14 protein-coding genes and 1 pseudogene are annotated in these 16855 nt (G+C 31.7%); 2 read left to right on the top strand and 13 right to left on the bottom strand.

Going from position 1 to position 16855, the window contains the following annotated elements; genetic code table 11:
• Window positions 1–361: 361 nt before the first annotated feature.
• The gene (locus JG776_RS03740) at window positions 362–1222 is read right to left on the bottom strand and encodes a polysaccharide deacetylase family protein (protein ID WP_291964823.1); all 861 of its coding nucleotides are present in this window, start codon (window positions 1220–1222) and stop codon (window positions 362–364) included.
• A gap of 149 nt (window positions 1223–1371) precedes the next feature.
• Between JG776_RS03740 and JG776_RS03735 the strand changes: the two genes are divergently transcribed.
• Entirely contained in the window at window positions 1372–1938 is a 567-nt protein-coding gene (locus JG776_RS03735; protein ID WP_291964821.1) for a TetR/AcrR family transcriptional regulator, read from the top strand.
• Between the two features lie 418 nt (window positions 1939–2356).
• Window positions 2357–4861, top strand: a complete 2505-nt coding sequence (locus JG776_RS03730) for a YhgE/Pip domain-containing protein (RefSeq protein WP_291964819.1) — start codon at window positions 2357–2359, stop codon at window positions 4859–4861.
• A gap of 295 nt (window positions 4862–5156) precedes the next feature.
• Here JG776_RS03730 and JG776_RS03725 read toward each other — a convergent pair whose 3' ends face one another.
• From JG776_RS03725 to JG776_RS03670, 12 genes and pseudogenes are all read right to left on the bottom strand, one after another.
• The gene (locus JG776_RS03725) at window positions 5157–5786 is read right to left on the bottom strand and encodes a V-type ATP synthase subunit D (RefSeq protein WP_291964817.1); all 630 of its coding nucleotides are present in this window, start codon (window positions 5784–5786) and stop codon (window positions 5157–5159) included.
• A 4-nt stretch (window positions 5787–5790) separates the two neighbouring features.
• Window positions 5791–7159 (bottom strand): annotated as a pseudogene (locus JG776_RS03720) (V-type ATP synthase subunit B).
• Between the two features lies 1 nt (window position 7160).
• Window positions 7161–8924, bottom strand: coding sequence for a V-type ATP synthase subunit A (locus tag JG776_RS03715; RefSeq protein WP_291964815.1), 1764 nt, complete (start codon window positions 8922–8924; stop codon window positions 7161–7163).
• Between the two features lie 11 nt (window positions 8925–8935).
• A complete protein-coding gene (locus JG776_RS03710) occupies window positions 8936–9529 on the bottom strand; it encodes a hypothetical protein (RefSeq protein WP_291964814.1) in 594 nt (197 codons plus the stop codon).
• Between the two features lie 10 nt (window positions 9530–9539).
• Complete coding sequence (locus tag JG776_RS03705) at window positions 9540–9848, bottom strand: V-type ATP synthase subunit F (protein ID WP_291964811.1); 309 nt, start codon at window positions 9846–9848, stop codon at window positions 9540–9542.
• A gap of 11 nt (window positions 9849–9859) precedes the next feature.
• Entirely contained in the window at window positions 9860–10279 is a 420-nt protein-coding gene (locus JG776_RS03700) for an ATP synthase subunit C (RefSeq protein WP_291964809.1), read from the bottom strand.
• A gap of 16 nt (window positions 10280–10295) precedes the next feature.
• Window positions 10296–12254: a V-type ATPase 116kDa subunit family protein gene (locus JG776_RS03695; protein WP_291964807.1), complete on the bottom strand. Its 1959-nt coding sequence runs from the start codon at window positions 12252–12254 to the stop codon at window positions 10296–10298.
• A 15-nt stretch (window positions 12255–12269) separates the two neighbouring features.
• Window positions 12270–13316: a V-type ATPase subunit gene (locus JG776_RS03690; protein WP_291964805.1), complete on the bottom strand. Its 1047-nt coding sequence runs from the start codon at window positions 13314–13316 to the stop codon at window positions 12270–12272.
• Window positions 13317–13321: 5 nt separating this feature from the next.
• The gene (locus tag JG776_RS03685; protein ID WP_291964804.1) at window positions 13322–13654 is read right to left on the bottom strand and encodes a hypothetical protein; all 333 of its coding nucleotides are present in this window, start codon (window positions 13652–13654) and stop codon (window positions 13322–13324) included.
• 224 nt (window positions 13655–13878) lie between these two features.
• A complete protein-coding gene (locus JG776_RS03680) occupies window positions 13879–14775 on the bottom strand; it encodes a phosphatidylserine decarboxylase (RefSeq protein ID WP_291964802.1) in 897 nt (298 codons plus the stop codon).
• 375 nt (window positions 14776–15150) lie between these two features.
• A complete protein-coding gene (locus tag JG776_RS03675) occupies window positions 15151–16083 on the bottom strand; it encodes an SPFH domain-containing protein (protein ID WP_291964800.1) in 933 nt (310 codons plus the stop codon).
• A 222-nt stretch (window positions 16084–16305) separates the two neighbouring features.
• The gene (locus JG776_RS03670) at window positions 16306–16722 is read right to left on the bottom strand and encodes an NfeD family protein (RefSeq protein ID WP_291964798.1); all 417 of its coding nucleotides are present in this window, start codon (window positions 16720–16722) and stop codon (window positions 16306–16308) included.
• Window positions 16723–16855: the final 133 nt, after the last annotated feature.

Below are 16855 nucleotides of genomic sequence, written 5' to 3'. Positions count from 1 at the left end.
CCTATAGGATATTAACAAGTTGTTGTGGTAGTGGTGCATGGGGATTTGGAAAGCAGGAATATCAATGCTAAAATTAGTAGAGCAAATAGTGAATCTCCTCCAAAGAAGTCATCACAGCGATGGTGTCTTCTTCTGCACCTTCTGCATGAGCATCCATATCCCTGATTTCCATACCCTAATATTATTAAAAGTATTAAAAACCATGCCCAAGTGTTAGTATTTGTTGGTTGACCTGTTGGACAGCAGGATAATAAATTTGATATATCCATATATTCACCTTCTTCCTTGTCGAATTAATGCATTTCTAATAATAATCTATGTAATAAAATCAATTTTGGTTACAAAAAAAGTAGGTAAAAACCTACTTAAAGGGGAAGACATAATCATCTTCATATTTATCTAATGTTTCAAATTTAAAACCTTCTTTCTTGTAGAAGTCAATTATTTTAGGAAGAGCACATAATGTTTCGTTATCAGTTTGCCTACAGTGCATAAGGAGTATTATCTTTGAATTTTTGCCATAATTAGTTGCGTTTTTATATATAGTTTCAGGATCATTATTTTTGCCTATTCCATCTCCACTGGAGATATTCCAATCATATATTTTATAATTTTTTTTCTTTAACAAATTGTAAAATTCTGCATTAAGCCTTTTGTAGCTTCCACCTGGGAATCGAATTATGTATGATTTATATTTTGCAATATCATAGATTAGATTTTGTGTATATTCCATTTCGTTTATGAAGTTTTCATAATCACTATATATTTTTTTATAGTCGTGGGAATAGGAGTGGAGTGCTAATAGATGGCCCTTTTCGTGTATTTCTTTAGTTATTTCAGGATATTGTTTAACTTTATTTCCAATAACAAAAAATGTAGCTTTAACTTTATGTTCATCTAAAACTTTAAGTACATCAAGGGTTAACTTGCTTGGCCCATCGTCAAAGGTTAGATATATTACTTTAGAATTGCTTTTATGTTTTTCTTTTTCATTAGTTATTAAAGGAAGAGTAACAGAGGAAGCTATCTGTCTATTATTTAGTTTTACATAGATCTTATTTATGTAAAATTCTTCTTCCCTGTAATCATAAGTTTGGCTTAAATTGTATTTATAATTTTCTTTATTAGTTATATAGTCTTCTATAGTTTTACTACCCACTGTATATATACTATTGAAATTAAATGTTAAAAATAGGATAATTTTAAATATCAACAAATACAAATTAACGCCTCCAAAATGGTATCTAATAAAATATATTTAGAAGGCAATAAATAAATAACAATTAGAATAATAAAAATTTTTAGACTATCTTGTCTAAATACAAAAAATATGTAATAATTAACTTGTACTACTAAGGAAGAGGTGATGATATGAATAAGACAAAAAAGATAATTTTCGAGGCAGCAATAAAGGCCTTTTCACAAAAGGGTTATCATAAATCTACAATGGATGAGATTGCTGAAACAGCAGGTGTTGCAAAAGGAACCCTCTATTATCACTTTAAAAGCAAGGAGGACATTTTTAAGTTTATAATAGATGAAGGTCTAAAAATGATGGAGGATGAAATAATTGATAAGACAAAACACTTAGAAAATCCCATTGAAAAATTAAGAATGGTATGTAAAGTTCAATTAGATTTAGTAATAAAATATATAGAGTTTTTCAAGACTATATTAAGCCAGATGTGGGGAGATGAAGAGAGACAAAATCAATTAAGAGAGATATTGAATAGATATTTTAACCTTATAGAAGGGTATTTACAAGAGGCTGCAGATGCAGGATTGATAGATGGAACTGATATAAAGGTTAAAGTGTATAACTTCTTTGGAATAATGGCTTCAACTGTAGTATATAGCTTAATACATAAGGATAAAAATGCAAATGATATAATTGAGGAGACTATTGAATTTATAATGAGAGGTATAGGGAAGAGATAAACTCGTGTATAAATTAGCCCCATGAAGGATTTCTTAGGCATTCGTTCATTTCGCTAATCAATTCTAAGCTTTTCTTTGTTTGAAAAAGTCCTACCCTCGCGATGCCATCGTCCTGATGGCCGCTTGGCTCGGCACGTCCTGTGCCGAATTACGGACTTTTCCAAAGTCGAAAAGCTAAGAATTGCTAAAGCTCATGAAAGAGCCTATTGAAATCCTTTGATGGGGCTTTTTTAAAATTTAGATAACAAGTAGGTTTGTCAACAATCTTAGGTAAACTTTAGTTTACCTCTTTTTTATGTAAAAAATGTATTAACAAAAAATACATAAAATTTTAAACTAATTAGTATAAAAATATATTGACTGGTCAGTATAAAAGATGTATTATTATACTGACCAGTATAATTAGGGAGGTGAAAAAATGAGAGCATTTAAAATTGCAAAGAAGGATTTAAAAAATTTGTTTACCAACAGATTTAATCGGGTAGCGGTGATTGTTGTATCCTTAATGCCTCTTCTTTATAGCTTCTTATACCTATATGCCTTCTGGGATCCTTACAGTAAACTCGATAAGATGCCAGTTGCGGTGGTAAATTTAGATAAGGGAAGCACAAAGGATGGAGAAAGAGTAAATTACGGCGATGATATAGTAGATGAACTAAGAGATAACACAAAAATAAAATGGGAATTTGTGGATTACAACAGAGCTATGGATGGGCTAAATAATAAAGGATACTACTCAGCTGTTATAATCCCAGAGGATTTCTCAAAGAGGATAACTGATGCGTCAGAGGGGAAAATAGATAAGGCCGAGCTTATCTATATACCTAATGAAAAGAAAAATTTCTTGGCAGCACAGGTATCCTCAAGAGTAATGCTTGAACTTAAGGATGAAATTGCAAAATCAATTACACAAGAAGCTTCAAAGGTTGTAATTGACAGCTTATATGAGGTCAAAGATGGACTTTCAGAGGCAATGGATGGTAGTATAGAGCTTAATGATGGAGCAATAAAATTAAGGGATGGTTCAAAGGAATTATCAGATGGATTAAAGACGGCAAAGGATGGAATTGTTAAGCTAAGTGATGGTTCAAAACAATTGAAGGATGGTTTAGGTACTTTAAACAATGGTGCAGAAAAGTTAAATGATGGTTCTATGAAGCTATCAGATGGTTTAAAAACAGCAAGTGAAGGTTCTAAAAATTTAAAGGATGGTTTGAGTTCATTAAAGGGTGGACAGACAAGTTTAGTAGAGGGACTTGAGAAGATAGTTCAAGGTATGTCGGTATTTGCACCAAATCTTTTAAATGCTAAATCTGGAATTCAAATGCTTTATGAAGGTTCAATAAAACTTGAAGAGGGATTAAATGAAATAGTCAACAGAGTTTCACAGTTTAAGTCACTAATTGAGGCTGGACAAAAGGATGTAGATACACTTGCAAATGGTGCAAATCAGGTTGCAGATGGTGCTAAAAATTTAAATGAACAAGTAAGTGCACTTAATATGGGTATAAAGTTAAATAGTGCAGCCCAAGGTATAGATGAAGTAGCAAATGCGATAGATTCAGCAAAGGTACTTTTAGATGCAGGTAAGGTGGATGAAGCAAAATTAGTATTATCAGCAATTCAAGAAAAGAATATAAAGCAAAATTTATCAAAACCTCTTAAGGAATCGGCTGCTGCTGTGGATACATTAGTGCAGGCAACTGCAACTTTAAAAGAGGGCACAAAACAAGTAGCAGAAGGAACACAAAAGTTTGCAGAAGCAAATAGAAGCTCAGCTCAAGGTCTTACAGCACTATTAAATGGTTTAAATGAAGCTAAAAATGGTGCATTATCATTAAAAACTGGCTTAGGACAAGTTGCACAGCTTTCATCTAATGAAGGAGTTGCAAAGCTTTCAAATGGAGTTGCAGAGCTTAAGCTGGGAGCAGAAAAGATAAAAGATGGATTAAATGTGGCAGAGAGCAAAACAGGAGAGCTAAGTGAAGGCTTAAATAAACTTTATTTAGGTTCATTAGAACTTAACAATGGTACAGCTGCACTAAAGGATGGAGCAGTAAAACTTTATGATGGTTCACTAAAGTTAAATGATGGTTTAGTTTCATTAAATAGTGGAACAGATAGATTATATGATGGTTCATTAAAATTAAATGATGGATTAAATAAATTAGCTGATGGGACTTTAGAATTAAAGGATGGATTAACTGAAGGATATGATAAGATAAATAATAAATTGAAGTTCTCATCAGAGGATATGTCAAAGTTTATGTCTGAACCAGTAAGACTAAATGAACAGCCAATCAATCACGTTCCTGACTATGGTACAGGTTTTGCTCCTTATTTTATCCCACTATCACTTTGGGTTGGAGCACTTATAATGTTCTTTATAGTCTCTGGTGAAGTTGATGATGAATTTAAAGGACACCCAGCTGCTATAATATTTGGTAAGTTTATTACCTTTGCATTCCTTGGAATATTACAGGCAGTAGCATCAAGCTTTATTTTGATACACGTTTTAAATTTAGAAGTTAAGAGCTTGGTACTATTTTATGGATTTAATATATTATTATCCTTTGTGTTTATATCAGTAATAGAAGCATTAATAATGATATTTGGAGATGCAGGAAGGTTCCTATCACTTGTACTTTTAATGCTACAACTTACTTCCTGTGCAGGAACATTCCCACTTGAACTTGTTCCAAATTTCTTTGTAAAAATAAATCCATATCTTCCAATGACCTATGCTACATCAGCACTTAGAGAGATTATCTCTGGTATAGATTATGGTGTATTAAGGGGAGATGTAGTAGTTTTATTAGCATTTATGGTAGCTTCTATTATGATATCTATATTATTAAAATATAGATTAGAAAAGATTTCTCAAAGGATAGAAAAACTTAAACAAAGCACTCAGGTGGCATAAGAGTGTGTACCTCTTATCAGTTTGTTGACAAACCTAACTGTTAGAAAAAATCTGAAATAGCCCCATGAAAGGATTTCAATAGGCTCTTTCATGAGCCTTAGCAATTATTGCTTTTCGAACAGGACGTGCCGAGCCGAGCGGCCATCAGGACGATGGCATCGCGAGGGTAGGACTTTTTCAAATAAAGAAAAGCTTAGAATTGCTTGGCGAAATGAACCGATGCCCAAGAAATCCTTCATGGGGCTTTTCAACATATTACTTTTTCAACAGCATAATAAGGCATAGGATAAAAATCCTATGCCTTAGCCTTTTTCCTTTGACTCTTCTTCTTAACAACCTTCAACCTAAAGAAATCCTCTCTATCCTTTTCCTCCAAAACATCCTGTATATATTTTACTATCTCCTCATACTTTGGTATCTGTATGTTTTGAAGTGCATTGGCTCTTTTTTGAGTCTTTTTTATTTCCATAGCAAGTTTAAACACTGCATTTTCAACCTCTGCATATTCCATAATGAGATATGTTATTTCTGAAAACTTAATAAAAGCAATATCCATAGCAGTATTGGTTTGATAAAAGCTATAGGTTGGCTCTTTATGTTTCTTATCATATCGTACTATGGGCACTTCAACCCCCATTACACTTTTAAACAGTAAATTAAACTGCCCATTTTCTGGAACAGAATGGGATATCTCCTCAACCGTTGAAACACCCATTGTTATGTTTGCCATTCTAAGTGCCTCATAGGCTTCTTCAAACTTTTTATTTATCATCTCCTGTATATCCTTTGCTTTATTAACATATCCCATCATTTCTCTAATTAGAACATTTCTCTTCTGGTCTAAAAGTTCATATCCCTTTTTAGAAAACTCCAATGTTGATTTAGCACTCATAAGGTTAGATTTTGTTGGTGCAATATTTTCCATTTAATCACCCTCTATAATATACATTTAAGAACTTAGGGCTAATTCTATCCAATTCGTTCTTAGGTAGTATTGATAATATTTCCCAAGCAATTTCCAAACTTCTATTTATATCTCTATTTTCATTAAACTCCTGCCTCAAAAATCTATATTCAAATGCTTCTCCAAATTCTAAATACTTTTTATCTATTTCAGATAGTTCATCCTCTCCTATAACCTGCGATAGTGCCTTAACCTCCTGAACCCTTGAATAGGAGGAAAATAATTGATTAGCCACATCAGGATGGTCTTCTCTTGTGTAGCCTTCACCTATTCCATCCTTCATAAGTCTTGAAAGTGAGGGCAGTATATTTATTGGCGGATAAATATTCCTTTGATATATTTCTCTGCTTAAAACTATCTGTCCTTCTGTAATATATCCTGTTAAATCCGGTATAGGATGTGTTATATCATCATTCGGCATTGTTAATATTGGTATTTGAGTAATTGAACCTTTAGAGCCTTCAACCATACCAGCCCTTTCATATAGGCTTGCCAAATCTGAATATAGGTACCCAGGATATCCCTTTCTACCAGGTACTTCCTCTCTTGCTGCTGATATTTCTCTCAATGCTTCACAGTAACTTGTAATATCAGTCATTATAACTAATATATGCATATTTTCATAGAAAGCTAAATATTCTGCCGCAGTTAGGGCACATCTTGGTGTTACAATCCTTTCAACTACAGGATCATCTGCCAAATTCATAAACATAACAACCTTATCTAAAACTCCAGCCTCTTGAAATGTCTTTATAAAATAATGGGCATCATCGTGCTTAATTCCCATAGCAGCAAAAACGACTGCAAATTCCCCTTCTCCCTCTGCAACCTTTGCCTGCTTTACAATTTGAGCAGCTATCTGATTATGTGGTAGCCCATTGCCTGAAAATATAGGCAGTTTTTGACCTCTTATTAATGTGGTAAGTGTATCTATAGCTGATATACCTGTTTGAATATAGTTTCTTGGATACCTTCTTGCAACTGGATTTATTGGACTTCCATTTACATCAAACTTAATTCCGCTAAAAACTGGCCCCCCCTCCATCTATAGGCTGACCTATTCCATTAAACATTCTACCTAATATTTCCCTTGAAAGTTTAATCTCTAAAGGTTTTCCTGTAAACTTTACAGAAATATTATTTACAGACATTCCTGAAGTATTCTCAAAAACCTGCACTATTGCTAAATCGTTATTGAGCTGTACAACCTTACCGTGCTTTGTTTCTCCCTGCACCTTTATCTCTACCATTTCGTTATAAGATACACCCTCAACCCCTTCTACTACAATAAGAGGGCCTTCTATTTTCTTTAAACTCAAATATTCCTTATGCATATTAATCACCCTCATATTCTCTTATTAAATTAGAGAAATATTCATTAATATCTTCCATCAACAAATCAAATTTATCTCCATAATCATTGGGTATTTCATATTTCATTTTTATTATTCTATAAAACAACTCACTCGTCTTGATTACAGAAATAGGAACCCCTACCTTAACAGCTTCCTTTGCAAGTTTATAAAAATTATCAATAACTTTAAGCATCATATACTGTTTAACTAAAGGAACAAATGTATCGTCTTTATGATAGGCATTTTGCTGCAAATATCCTACCTTCAAAAGTCTTGCAATCTCAAGAATTAATCTCTGCTGATCAGGAAGTACATCCTCACCTACTAATTTTACTGTCTCTAACAGCTTACTTTCCTCCTGCAAAACCTTCATCATTTCTCCTCTTAAAAAAATCATATCCTCTGCTACATTTTGTTTATACCAATCCTCAAGTTGTGTAATATATCCACTATAACTCGACAGCCAATTTATAGCAGGATAGTGTCTTGAATAGGCAAGCTTTCTATCTAACCCCAAAAAGGCACTAACAAATCTCTTTGTATTTTGTGTAACAGGTTCAGAGAAATCTCCACCTGCTGGTGAAACTGCTCCAATTATTGTAACTGAAGCCTCTTTATTATTAAGTGTCTTAACATAACCTGCCCTTTCATAAAACTCTGCCAATCTTGATGGAAGATATGCAGGATAACCTTCTTCTGCTGGCATTTCCTCTAACCTTCCTGATATTTCTCTTAGTGCCTCTGCCCACCTTGAAGTTGAATCTGCCATAATAGCGACATTATATCCCATATCCCTAAAGTATTCAGCTATAGTTATCCCTGTGTATATAGATGCTTCTCTTGCAGCAACTGGCATATTTGATGTATTTGCTATAAGTATTGTTCTATTCATCAAGGGTAGATTTGATGTTGGATCTATTAACTTTGGAAAATCCTCTAAAACTTCCGTCATCTCATTTCCACGTTCTCCACATCCAATATACACAATTATATCGGCATCCGACCACTTAGCAAGTTGATGCTGAGTCATTGTTTTACCAGTTCCAAAACCACCTGGTATAGCAGCAGTTCCACCCTTTGCTATAGGAAAAAAAGTATCAATAACTCTTTGACCAGTTATAAGAGGTTTTTGTATAGGTAGTCTCTCTTTAACTGGTCTTGGAATTCTAACCGGCCATTCCTGATACATTTTAAGTTCAGCACCACTATCTAACTTCACTAATATTGTTTCTAAATCATACTCTCCATTTGGTTTGACTTCTTCAACCTTTCCCTTTATATTTGGTGGAACCATTAAATAATGTTTTATTAAAGGAGTTTCATCTACAGTACCAAATATATCTCCTTCCTTTAGTTCATCACCAACCTTAACCGTTAATTCTACATACCATTTTTTCTTTTTGTCTATTGTTGCAAGCCCTATACCCTCTTTAATAAAATTTCCTGATTTGTCAAATATAATATTCAATGGTCTCTGTATACCATCAAAAATATTTCCAACTATACCAGGCCCTAAAGTAACTGACAAAGGTTTTTGTGTTGAAACAACTTCATCATTTATTTTTATTCCAGTTGTTTCTTCATAAACCTGAATTGTGCCTAATTCTCCATCAATAGAAATAACTTCTCCAATTAACTTTTTTTCACCAACAGTAACCATTTCTCTCATTTTAAAGTTTTTCATATTCCTTGCCTTTACAACAGGACCATTTACATAAACTACTCTTCCTGCTGAACCCTCCATTTTACCACCACCTATAGCATAGCAAATAATTTTTCTCCTATTTTTTCTCTATATTCTTCTACTATATTTTCAATAGAAAAATCATATTTAAAATTATTTTTAAAATCAACTAATATAAAACCTCCACTTACATTTTCATCAAAAATTACCTTTAAAACACTTCTTAACTCTCCTTCTACATCACTACCCCATAAATTCCAATCCTGCCTATTCACTATCAAATTTGCCTCTTTAATATCATTATTTTTTATTATGCTAATCAGCTTGTTAGAAAAATATTGTTTATATTCTTTTTTGTTCTTATTTTCATTTATATAACAAATCACATCCTCTATTGCTTTGTTATAAATATTATTTTTTCTTTCTAATATAATTTTCTTTCCTCTTATGTGTGCCTTAGATAATGTTTGCGTTCTATAAAGTTCTATTTCGCTTTTTACCTTCTTATCCAACTTACTTGCCTTTTCTTCAAATTCCTTCTTTTTTTCACTTAAAATTTTTCCATATTCTTCCTCAAACTTTTGAATAACAATTCTATTTTCCTTTTCAACCTTTTCATAGACCAATTTAGTAAAAAGATTTAGTTTTTCTTCTATAGTTATCATAAAAATCACCTCAAACTTTTATGCCCACAGAATTTCTAACATAGTTTAATATATAATCATTATCCTTATTTGAACCGTGTCTATCAGGTATCTCTACAATTAGTGGATAAGGTTTTTTTAGTTTAATCTCGGTAATTTCATCTTTAATAAGTTCAGCAGCCTTTTCCGTTATCGCAAGTATTCCTATATTTTTATCCTGTAGAGCTATATTTAAGGCTTCCTTTGCTTCACTTCTTTCATGAACAACCCTACCCTTTATTCCTGCAAGTCTTAAACCAACTAATGTATCTCTATTATCAGAAATTAAATATATAATCATAAAACCACTTCCTACAGCCTTCCTAATATCATTATTGAAATGATTAATCCATAAATTGCAATACCCTCTGCAAGACCAACAAAAATAAGTGTTTTACCTAATATCTTTGGATCCTCAGATACCGCACCAAGTGCTGATGAACCAACTGAACCTACCGCATAACCTGCACCTATTGCAGCAAGACCGGTACTTAATCCTGCAGCTAAAAAACCAATACCTGCAGAAGGATTATTAGTTCCTGCTGCATTTGCAACCTGTGGTATCATTGTTATAATAAGTCCTGTTAAAACAGGTATAAATGAAAATACATTTGCCTTTATAGCCTTTTTTACACCTAATGCATTTGTCTCTTCTCCCTTAAAGAACTTTACTACCCCTTTTGAGATTGTTAATACAACAATTAAAACAGCTAATATTATAAATACATACATAAAAATTCCTCCCCTTTTATAGTTTTACTGGATTATATTCATACCCTGTACCACTAAAAAATTTACTAAAAAGTTCGTAATATTCAAGTCTTAGCCCTTGAATAAAAACTATCAAGCCCTCAAGCCCAATAATCACAATGTTTCCAAATACAATCATTAAAATGCTTTCAAGTTCATTTCCCATCATTTTTGCCAACGTTTCAAAAGCTATAAAAAGGCCAACGTGATTTATTGCAAAGGCACCTACTCTAATAAAAGATAGCGTATTACTTAGCATACTTAGTAGTGTTTCAAGTACGCCAAATCCACCTTCAATATAATAATCTGACTTTGACTCACTATAGAGCTCTTTATTTCCCTTTATTAAATTAGCTAAAGGTTCCTTAAGCAGCATTAAAATCAATAGAAAAACAAGTATTAATGTTATTAGTGAACTTGGTATAATTGTCTTTGCGTCTCTTACATTTGAAACTATTAAGTATAAAAGAAGCCAATAAAAAACAAGTCCAGCCAATCCATTTCTGCTAAACAAACCATTTTCAACATCCTTTTTTATAAAACAGTTAATTAGGTTGTATAAATATCCTATACTTAACAAGAAAACACCTATACCAACTGCCCAAATTAGAACCTTATCTATACTTGCCATAGGTCTAACTAAAAGTGCTTCAATGATATCCTCAAATCCAAAGACACTTCCATACAAAAAACCAAAAACTGTTGAACTTATACCAAGCCTTGCAAGAACCCCACCTAAATTAGGTCTTGCCTTTTTCTTTTCCAAAATTAATCCTAAGGTCAAAAGAACAAGCCCTTGTCCCACATCACCAAACATAGCTCCAAATAAAAACATATAGCTTAATCCTACAAAGGCAGTAGGATCTAATTCATTGTAGGACGGTATACCATAAAGTTTAACCACCGACTCAAAAGGACGTAATAAGAAACCATTATAGATACAGGTAGGTGGCTCTAATCCCTCCCTTAAATTTTTATAATCCTTATAAATTATAATCAACTTATTTTCATAATCTCCCAAGTATTTTGATAGAGCCTTCTTTTTAAAACTTGGTATCCATCCACTCATATAGAAAAATTCATTTGTACAGCCCATATTTGACTTGAGCTCTTCTATCTTATATTGCATTAAAAGTTTAGAATAAAATACTTCAATAAAATTTATATATTCCTTTTTAAGCTCCTTTATTTTGTTTTTGATTATTGCTATTTCATTCTCTATTTGCCTTTTTCTATTCTCTATATCAGTAACCCACTGATTAGGACTACCACTAAATTTAAAATTCAACTGCAATTCATCAAACTCTAATGAATTCAATACCCTTCTTACTTCAATTTCAACAACCTTAGGAACAAACACCATTACCATTGAGTAATCTTGATTCTTATCAAGTTTTAAAACTATTGCAGGTATATTCTCATAATTCTTTTTTAGTTTTTCCATATTATAGTTCGAAACTTTCCCCATAATAAAATCAATATATTTCATTTTAATCAGGTCATCTAAATTGATATTAACATTCTTTATTTTTTTAATATAATTCTCAATCTCACCAATCTGTCTATGTTCCTCCTGCAATTTATTTAGCTCTCTGTTTTCCTCGTTTACCTCCTCATAAATTCTCTTAAGTTTATTTACATCATCTAAAAACACATAGTCCTGTTCTACAATCTTTTTTTGATATTTTTTCCTTATTTCAAACATATCGCAGAGTTCATCATAAACTTTATTTATCTCATTTAAATCTAAATTAGATTGATACTGCTTTATATAATTAAACTCTATAACCGCATCAACTTCGTCCTTTGCTTGAAGTATCGGGAAATTATTTTCATTAATCTCTGACATTGCATTTACAAAATGTATTGATTCAGACAACACAATCCTTTTTGCTATATCCTCCAGCATATCCATATGGCCAATAATATTAACAAACTCCATCTTGGCAACCGCCATAAAACCACCCCACAGTTAGACAGCCTTTATTAAAAAATTATTTGACTGACTAAGTTCTATTCCGTACCTAACCATTTCAGTAATTGAAACAATGTCTCTTATCTCAAATTCTATTATCTGCATTAAAGATAGTACATTTGATATGTCCCTCTTATTTTTTCTAATTATATTTATTAATTTATAATATATATATCTATTCATCCTTCTTTCCATATGTATATCCTGCATATCATCTCCTTTAATTAGAAATGAATATGGAGTAAGCTTTATTCTATCCTCTAATTCCTCAATGGTTTTTGAATAACATAATTCCTTAATGCTTTTATAATTTAATTTTCCACCCCCATCAATGGTGTAATTAAATAATTCATCCGAATACATATTATAAAATTTTTTACCTCTATATATCCATTGGAGGTTTATCATATCAATAATGGGTCCAAATACTTCAAAGAATGCTTTTTTATCAGTTCCTGACAATTTTTTTATTTTCTTAAATAGAATCGAAAAATATGTTTTATCTAATACCATTTCAAATCTGAATAGATTTTCTTCTTTATTACCGTCTAATAAATTTTTTAAATATGGATAATATACAGAATTATTGAGAAACTCTATTAGTTCAGCAATTGATTTTGCCTTTATAATATTATCGACATTAATGTTTTTGTAATAATCAACAAATATCAAGTATTCTCTTAGGCACTGTAGTTCACCTTCAATGTGTATTATCCTTGCAAGCCTCTTTAAATCATAAATTTCATATTTTGAATAGAAGGTCATAAAAAAATCCCTATACTCTCCACTAAAATAGTTATCAAATTTGTCAATATAATAGATTAACATCATTTTTAACTTTTTTTCTAATTCATATCTATGGATGCTATTTAGATTATCATTTGCTATATATCTGCCATAATCACTATTTTTGCTAAGATATAGAGCAATTTCATTAACTGAAGTTAGGGATAATAATTTTTTATAGTCATCACCCTTTAACCTTCTTCCTAAGATTGAATGTACCTTTGTATTAATTGCCTCATAATTTACAACAGCAGGCATAAACATCACCTATCTTTTTCAAAAAAAATATCACAATATACTTCTTTTAAAAACTCTTGTTTTATTAAACTATACTTTCCTTCTATTTCATCTGCTTTAGAATTATACATTCCGATTATTTTCTTCTCTTCATTTTGAATATTTTTCATTTCCCTATCTTTTATATCCTGTAATTCATTAATTTTTTTATCCACTATCTCCTTTTTCACCAGTTCTATTTTTCTATTAAATTCAGCTTTTTTTCTTCCAACGTCCTCATTAACTTTTCTCCTAAGTTCTTCAGCACTCCTATCGATGTGTATTATATTTTGAATAACCTTTTCAACATTATCCTCCATTTTCTCACCCCCCTGAAGCTAAATCATAAAACAATTTTACTCCCATAATTTTAATTTTGCAAATTTTATAAATTGAATAATTTTATGTATTAGTTTTTATTGTCTGATATTTTTTTAGTATCTTAATACCTTCAAATATTTGCATATATTTTCTTGTTTTTTCTACATTTACCTCTATGTTTTAAAATTAAATTTTAAATTTTTTTAAATTAAAAAGGGAGGAATTACTCCTCCCTTCTTACTCCTATCTTTTCACCCATATAAACATAGGTTTCATAACCCTTTTGTGTCTGTTCTAATATGTCATCATCTATTATGGCTATATTTTCTTTAAAGAAAAGAATAACTGTTGACGCACCAAATTTAAAATATCCCTTTTCATCTCCCCTTTTAACCTCTTCATTTGGCTTATAGGTTTGAACAATTGAACCAACAAAGGTTGCTCCAACCTCTACATAGAGAACATCCCCAAAATTTTTAGAATGAAAAATACTCCATTCTCTCTTATTTTCACAAAATAACTTTTCTATTTTATCAAGTGCAACAGGATTCACCGAATAATAGCATCCCTTTATCTTATTTGTCTTTTCGCATATTCCATCATCTATAAAATGAAATCTATGATAGTCAGATGGACATAGTCTAAAAACTAAACAAGTTCCTTTATTATATTTGTCAGCCACCTCATCATCACCAATTAATTCCCTTAAGGAATATGTTATACCCTTAACCTGCAAAAGCATATCTATATCTATATTTTGATATGCCAAAACCTTCCCATCACAGGGTGATATAAGAACCCTATCCTCTTTTTCAATATTCATCATATCCTTCTTAAGTTTTCTGTAGAAAAACTCATTAAAGCTCTTAAATCCACCCTCTGGAACTTGGAATCTATCCATATCCACATTAAAATCCCTTATAAATTTATCTATCTTTTTTCTGCTAACAGACAGTGAACAATAAATACCATAAAGCCTTGAAGCTATTCTTCTCTTAATTAAAAAGTGAAGAAGTCCTGCACCAACAAGCCTTGAACCATATATCCATTTTATAGCCCAATTACCCGCTACCCTTTCTATTTGATATTCTTTATTTCTTCTATTGTAAAACTTTATCATAATTTTACCTTTCACTCCCCAAAATATTGTCATCCTACATTATAGTATAACTCTCAAACTAAAGCAATAATTAAAAGGCTCATATTGTTGACAACCCCACTTGTTAGCTAAAGTATGAAAATAGCCACATGAAAGGATTTTAAAAAGGCATATTTCATGAGCTATAGCAATTCTTGCTTTTCGACTTTGAAAAAATCCATAATTCGGCACAGGACGTACCGAGCCGAGCGGCCATCAGGACGATGGCATCGCGAGGGTAGGACTTTTTCAAACAAAGAAAGCTTAGAATTGCTTAAGCCGTAGAAGCGATGCCCAAGAAATCCTTCATGGGGCTAACTTTTTCAACAGTCGGAAGGCTGCATATGCAGCCTTCCTTTACTTTTTAATCATCTCTGCAACAGCAGATATACTTCCTAATGTTGAAACAACCTCATTTGGTATAATAAGCTTATTTGCTGGATTCTTAGCCATTTCTTGAAGTGCCTCTACCTGCTTTAATGCAATAACCACTTCATCAGTATTTGATTCGTGAATTGCATTATTAACCTTTCTAATAGCCTCTGCTTGAGCCTGTGCAATTCTTTCCATTGCCATAGCTTTACCTTCTGCCTCAAGAAGCTGTGCTTCCCTCATACCTTCTGCACGTCTTATATTTGCTTCTCTTTCTGCCTCAGCTTGAAGTATCATCGCCTGCTTTTGTCCCTCTGCTCTTGCAATTGCACTTTGCTTTTCACCTTCTGCTTGAAGTATTGCTGCTCTCTTATCTCTTTCTGCCTTCATTTGTTTTTCCATTGCCTGTTGTATTTCGGCAGGTGGTATTATATTTTTGATTTCAACTGATAGTATCTTAATTCCATATGCATCAGTTATTTCATCTACAACCCTTAAAAGCTCAGCATTTATTTTATCTCTTCCTGATAAAACTTCATCAAGTGTCATATTACCTACTATATTTCTCATATTAGTTATTGTTGAATAAACAATACCTGATTTGTAATTCTCAATATTATATATAGCATCCTTTGCATTCATAACCTTATAGAATATAACATTGTCTATTGATATTTTTACATTATCCTTAGTTATAACTGATTGTGGTTCAATATCTAGAATTTGTTGCTTTGTTGAAACCTTCGCTCTAACAAAGTCAGCAAATGGTATTAATATATGCCACCCTGGCTCTAATACTTTATGAAATTGACCAAATCTTTCTACTACATAAAGATAACCTGTATTAACTATTTTTATGCTTAAAAATATAATGATAAGTAAGAACAACAATACTACTATTAATAAAATTTTGTCCATTATAATCCCTCCACTATTTCTTAATTGAATTTTTTATTTTGTATTCACTTAAAAACATTAAAATTGCCGCAACTAATTGTATAATCATTATATACCATTTTCCGGTATTTAAAATTAAGTTTATTAATGAAGCAATAATAAAACAGCAACCAGCTAAAATCCATAATCCCCTAACAACTTTTTTTGTTCATAAAAAAATAAGCCCTCCTTTTAAAAAAGAAATTAACATTTTTCAACAATCAACTTATTTCCTTCTATACCTTTTATCTTAAATTTATCCCCCCTCTTTATTGGCTCCCCTACATTCAAGACATACCAATATATACCTTCATATTTGATTTGTGTCTTATCTTGTATGTCTTCCTCTGCCGTCAATACCCTGCCTATATAATTTTGCTCCATTGGTTTAAAGGCAGGTGGTGTTTTCTTAAGTGTCTTTCTAACAAAAGGTGCAACCCAAAGTATAGACGCTATACTAAGTACCATAAATATAATAATCTGTAATGCAATTGAAGCATTAAACATTAAAAGAATTAATGCTCCAATTCCTCCTATTGCAAAGCTAAAAAATATAAAACTACTTGTAAGTGCATCAATTAAAATTGCTGTAAATGAAACTAATATCCATATATACAACATATTACCACCTCTACAGCTATTATATACCATTGTAGTTATAAAGTCATTAAGAAAAAATTAAAAATTCCTAATTAATAAAAGGAGCAAAATATTTTGCTCCTTTTATAGTGTTACCCCTCTATAGATTTTTATA

The organism is Caloramator sp. (genome assembly GCF_020054765.1).
GTDB lineage: Bacteria > Bacillota > Clostridia > Clostridiales > Caloramatoraceae > Thermobrachium > Thermobrachium proteoclasticum.
Note: the sequence above shows the minus strand (reverse complement) of the source record. Positions and strands in the feature narration are given on the sequence as shown.

Bases quoted from the DNA above. Each gene is read 5' to 3' on its own strand.
- JG776_RS03695 (WP_291964807.1), bottom strand. From the start codon at position 12,254: ATGGCGGTTGCCAAGATGGAGTTTGTTAATATTATTGGCCATATGGAT.
- JG776_RS03730 (WP_291964819.1), top strand. From the start codon at position 2,357: ATGAGAGCATTTAAAATTGCAAAGAAGGATTTAAAAAATTTGTTTACC.
- JG776_RS03685 (WP_291964804.1), bottom strand. From the start codon at position 13,654: ATGGAGGATAATGTTGAAAAGGTTATTCAAAATATAATACACATCGAT.
- JG776_RS03670 (WP_291964798.1), bottom strand. From the start codon at position 16,722: ATGTTGTATATATGGATATTAGTTTCATTTACAGCAATTTTAATTGAT.
- JG776_RS03690 (WP_291964805.1), bottom strand. From the start codon at position 13,316: ATGCCTGCTGTTGTAAATTATGAGGCAATTAATACAAAGGTACATTCA.
- JG776_RS03675 (WP_291964800.1), bottom strand. From the start codon at position 16,083: ATGGACAAAATTTTATTAATAGTAGTATTGTTGTTCTTACTTATCATT.
- JG776_RS03710 (WP_291964814.1), bottom strand. From the start codon at position 9,529: ATGATAACTATAGAAGAAAAACTAAATCTTTTTACTAAATTGGTCTAT.
- JG776_RS03735 (WP_291964821.1), top strand. From the start codon at position 1,372: ATGAATAAGACAAAAAAGATAATTTTCGAGGCAGCAATAAAGGCCTTT.
- JG776_RS03725 (WP_291964817.1), bottom strand. From the start codon at position 5,786: ATGGAAAATATTGCACCAACAAAATCTAACCTTATGAGTGCTAAATCA.
- JG776_RS03700 (WP_291964809.1), bottom strand. From the start codon at position 10,279: ATGTATGTATTTATAATATTAGCTGTTTTAATTGTTGTATTAACAATC.
- JG776_RS03715 (WP_291964815.1), bottom strand. From the start codon at position 8,924: ATGGAGGGTTCAGCAGGAAGAGTAGTTTATGTAAATGGTCCTGTTGTA.
- JG776_RS03680 (WP_291964802.1), bottom strand. From the start codon at position 14,775: ATGATAAAGTTTTACAATAGAAGAAATAAAGAATATCAAATAGAAAGG.
- JG776_RS03705 (WP_291964811.1), bottom strand. From the start codon at position 9,848: ATGATTATATATTTAATTTCTGATAATAGAGATACATTAGTTGGTTTA.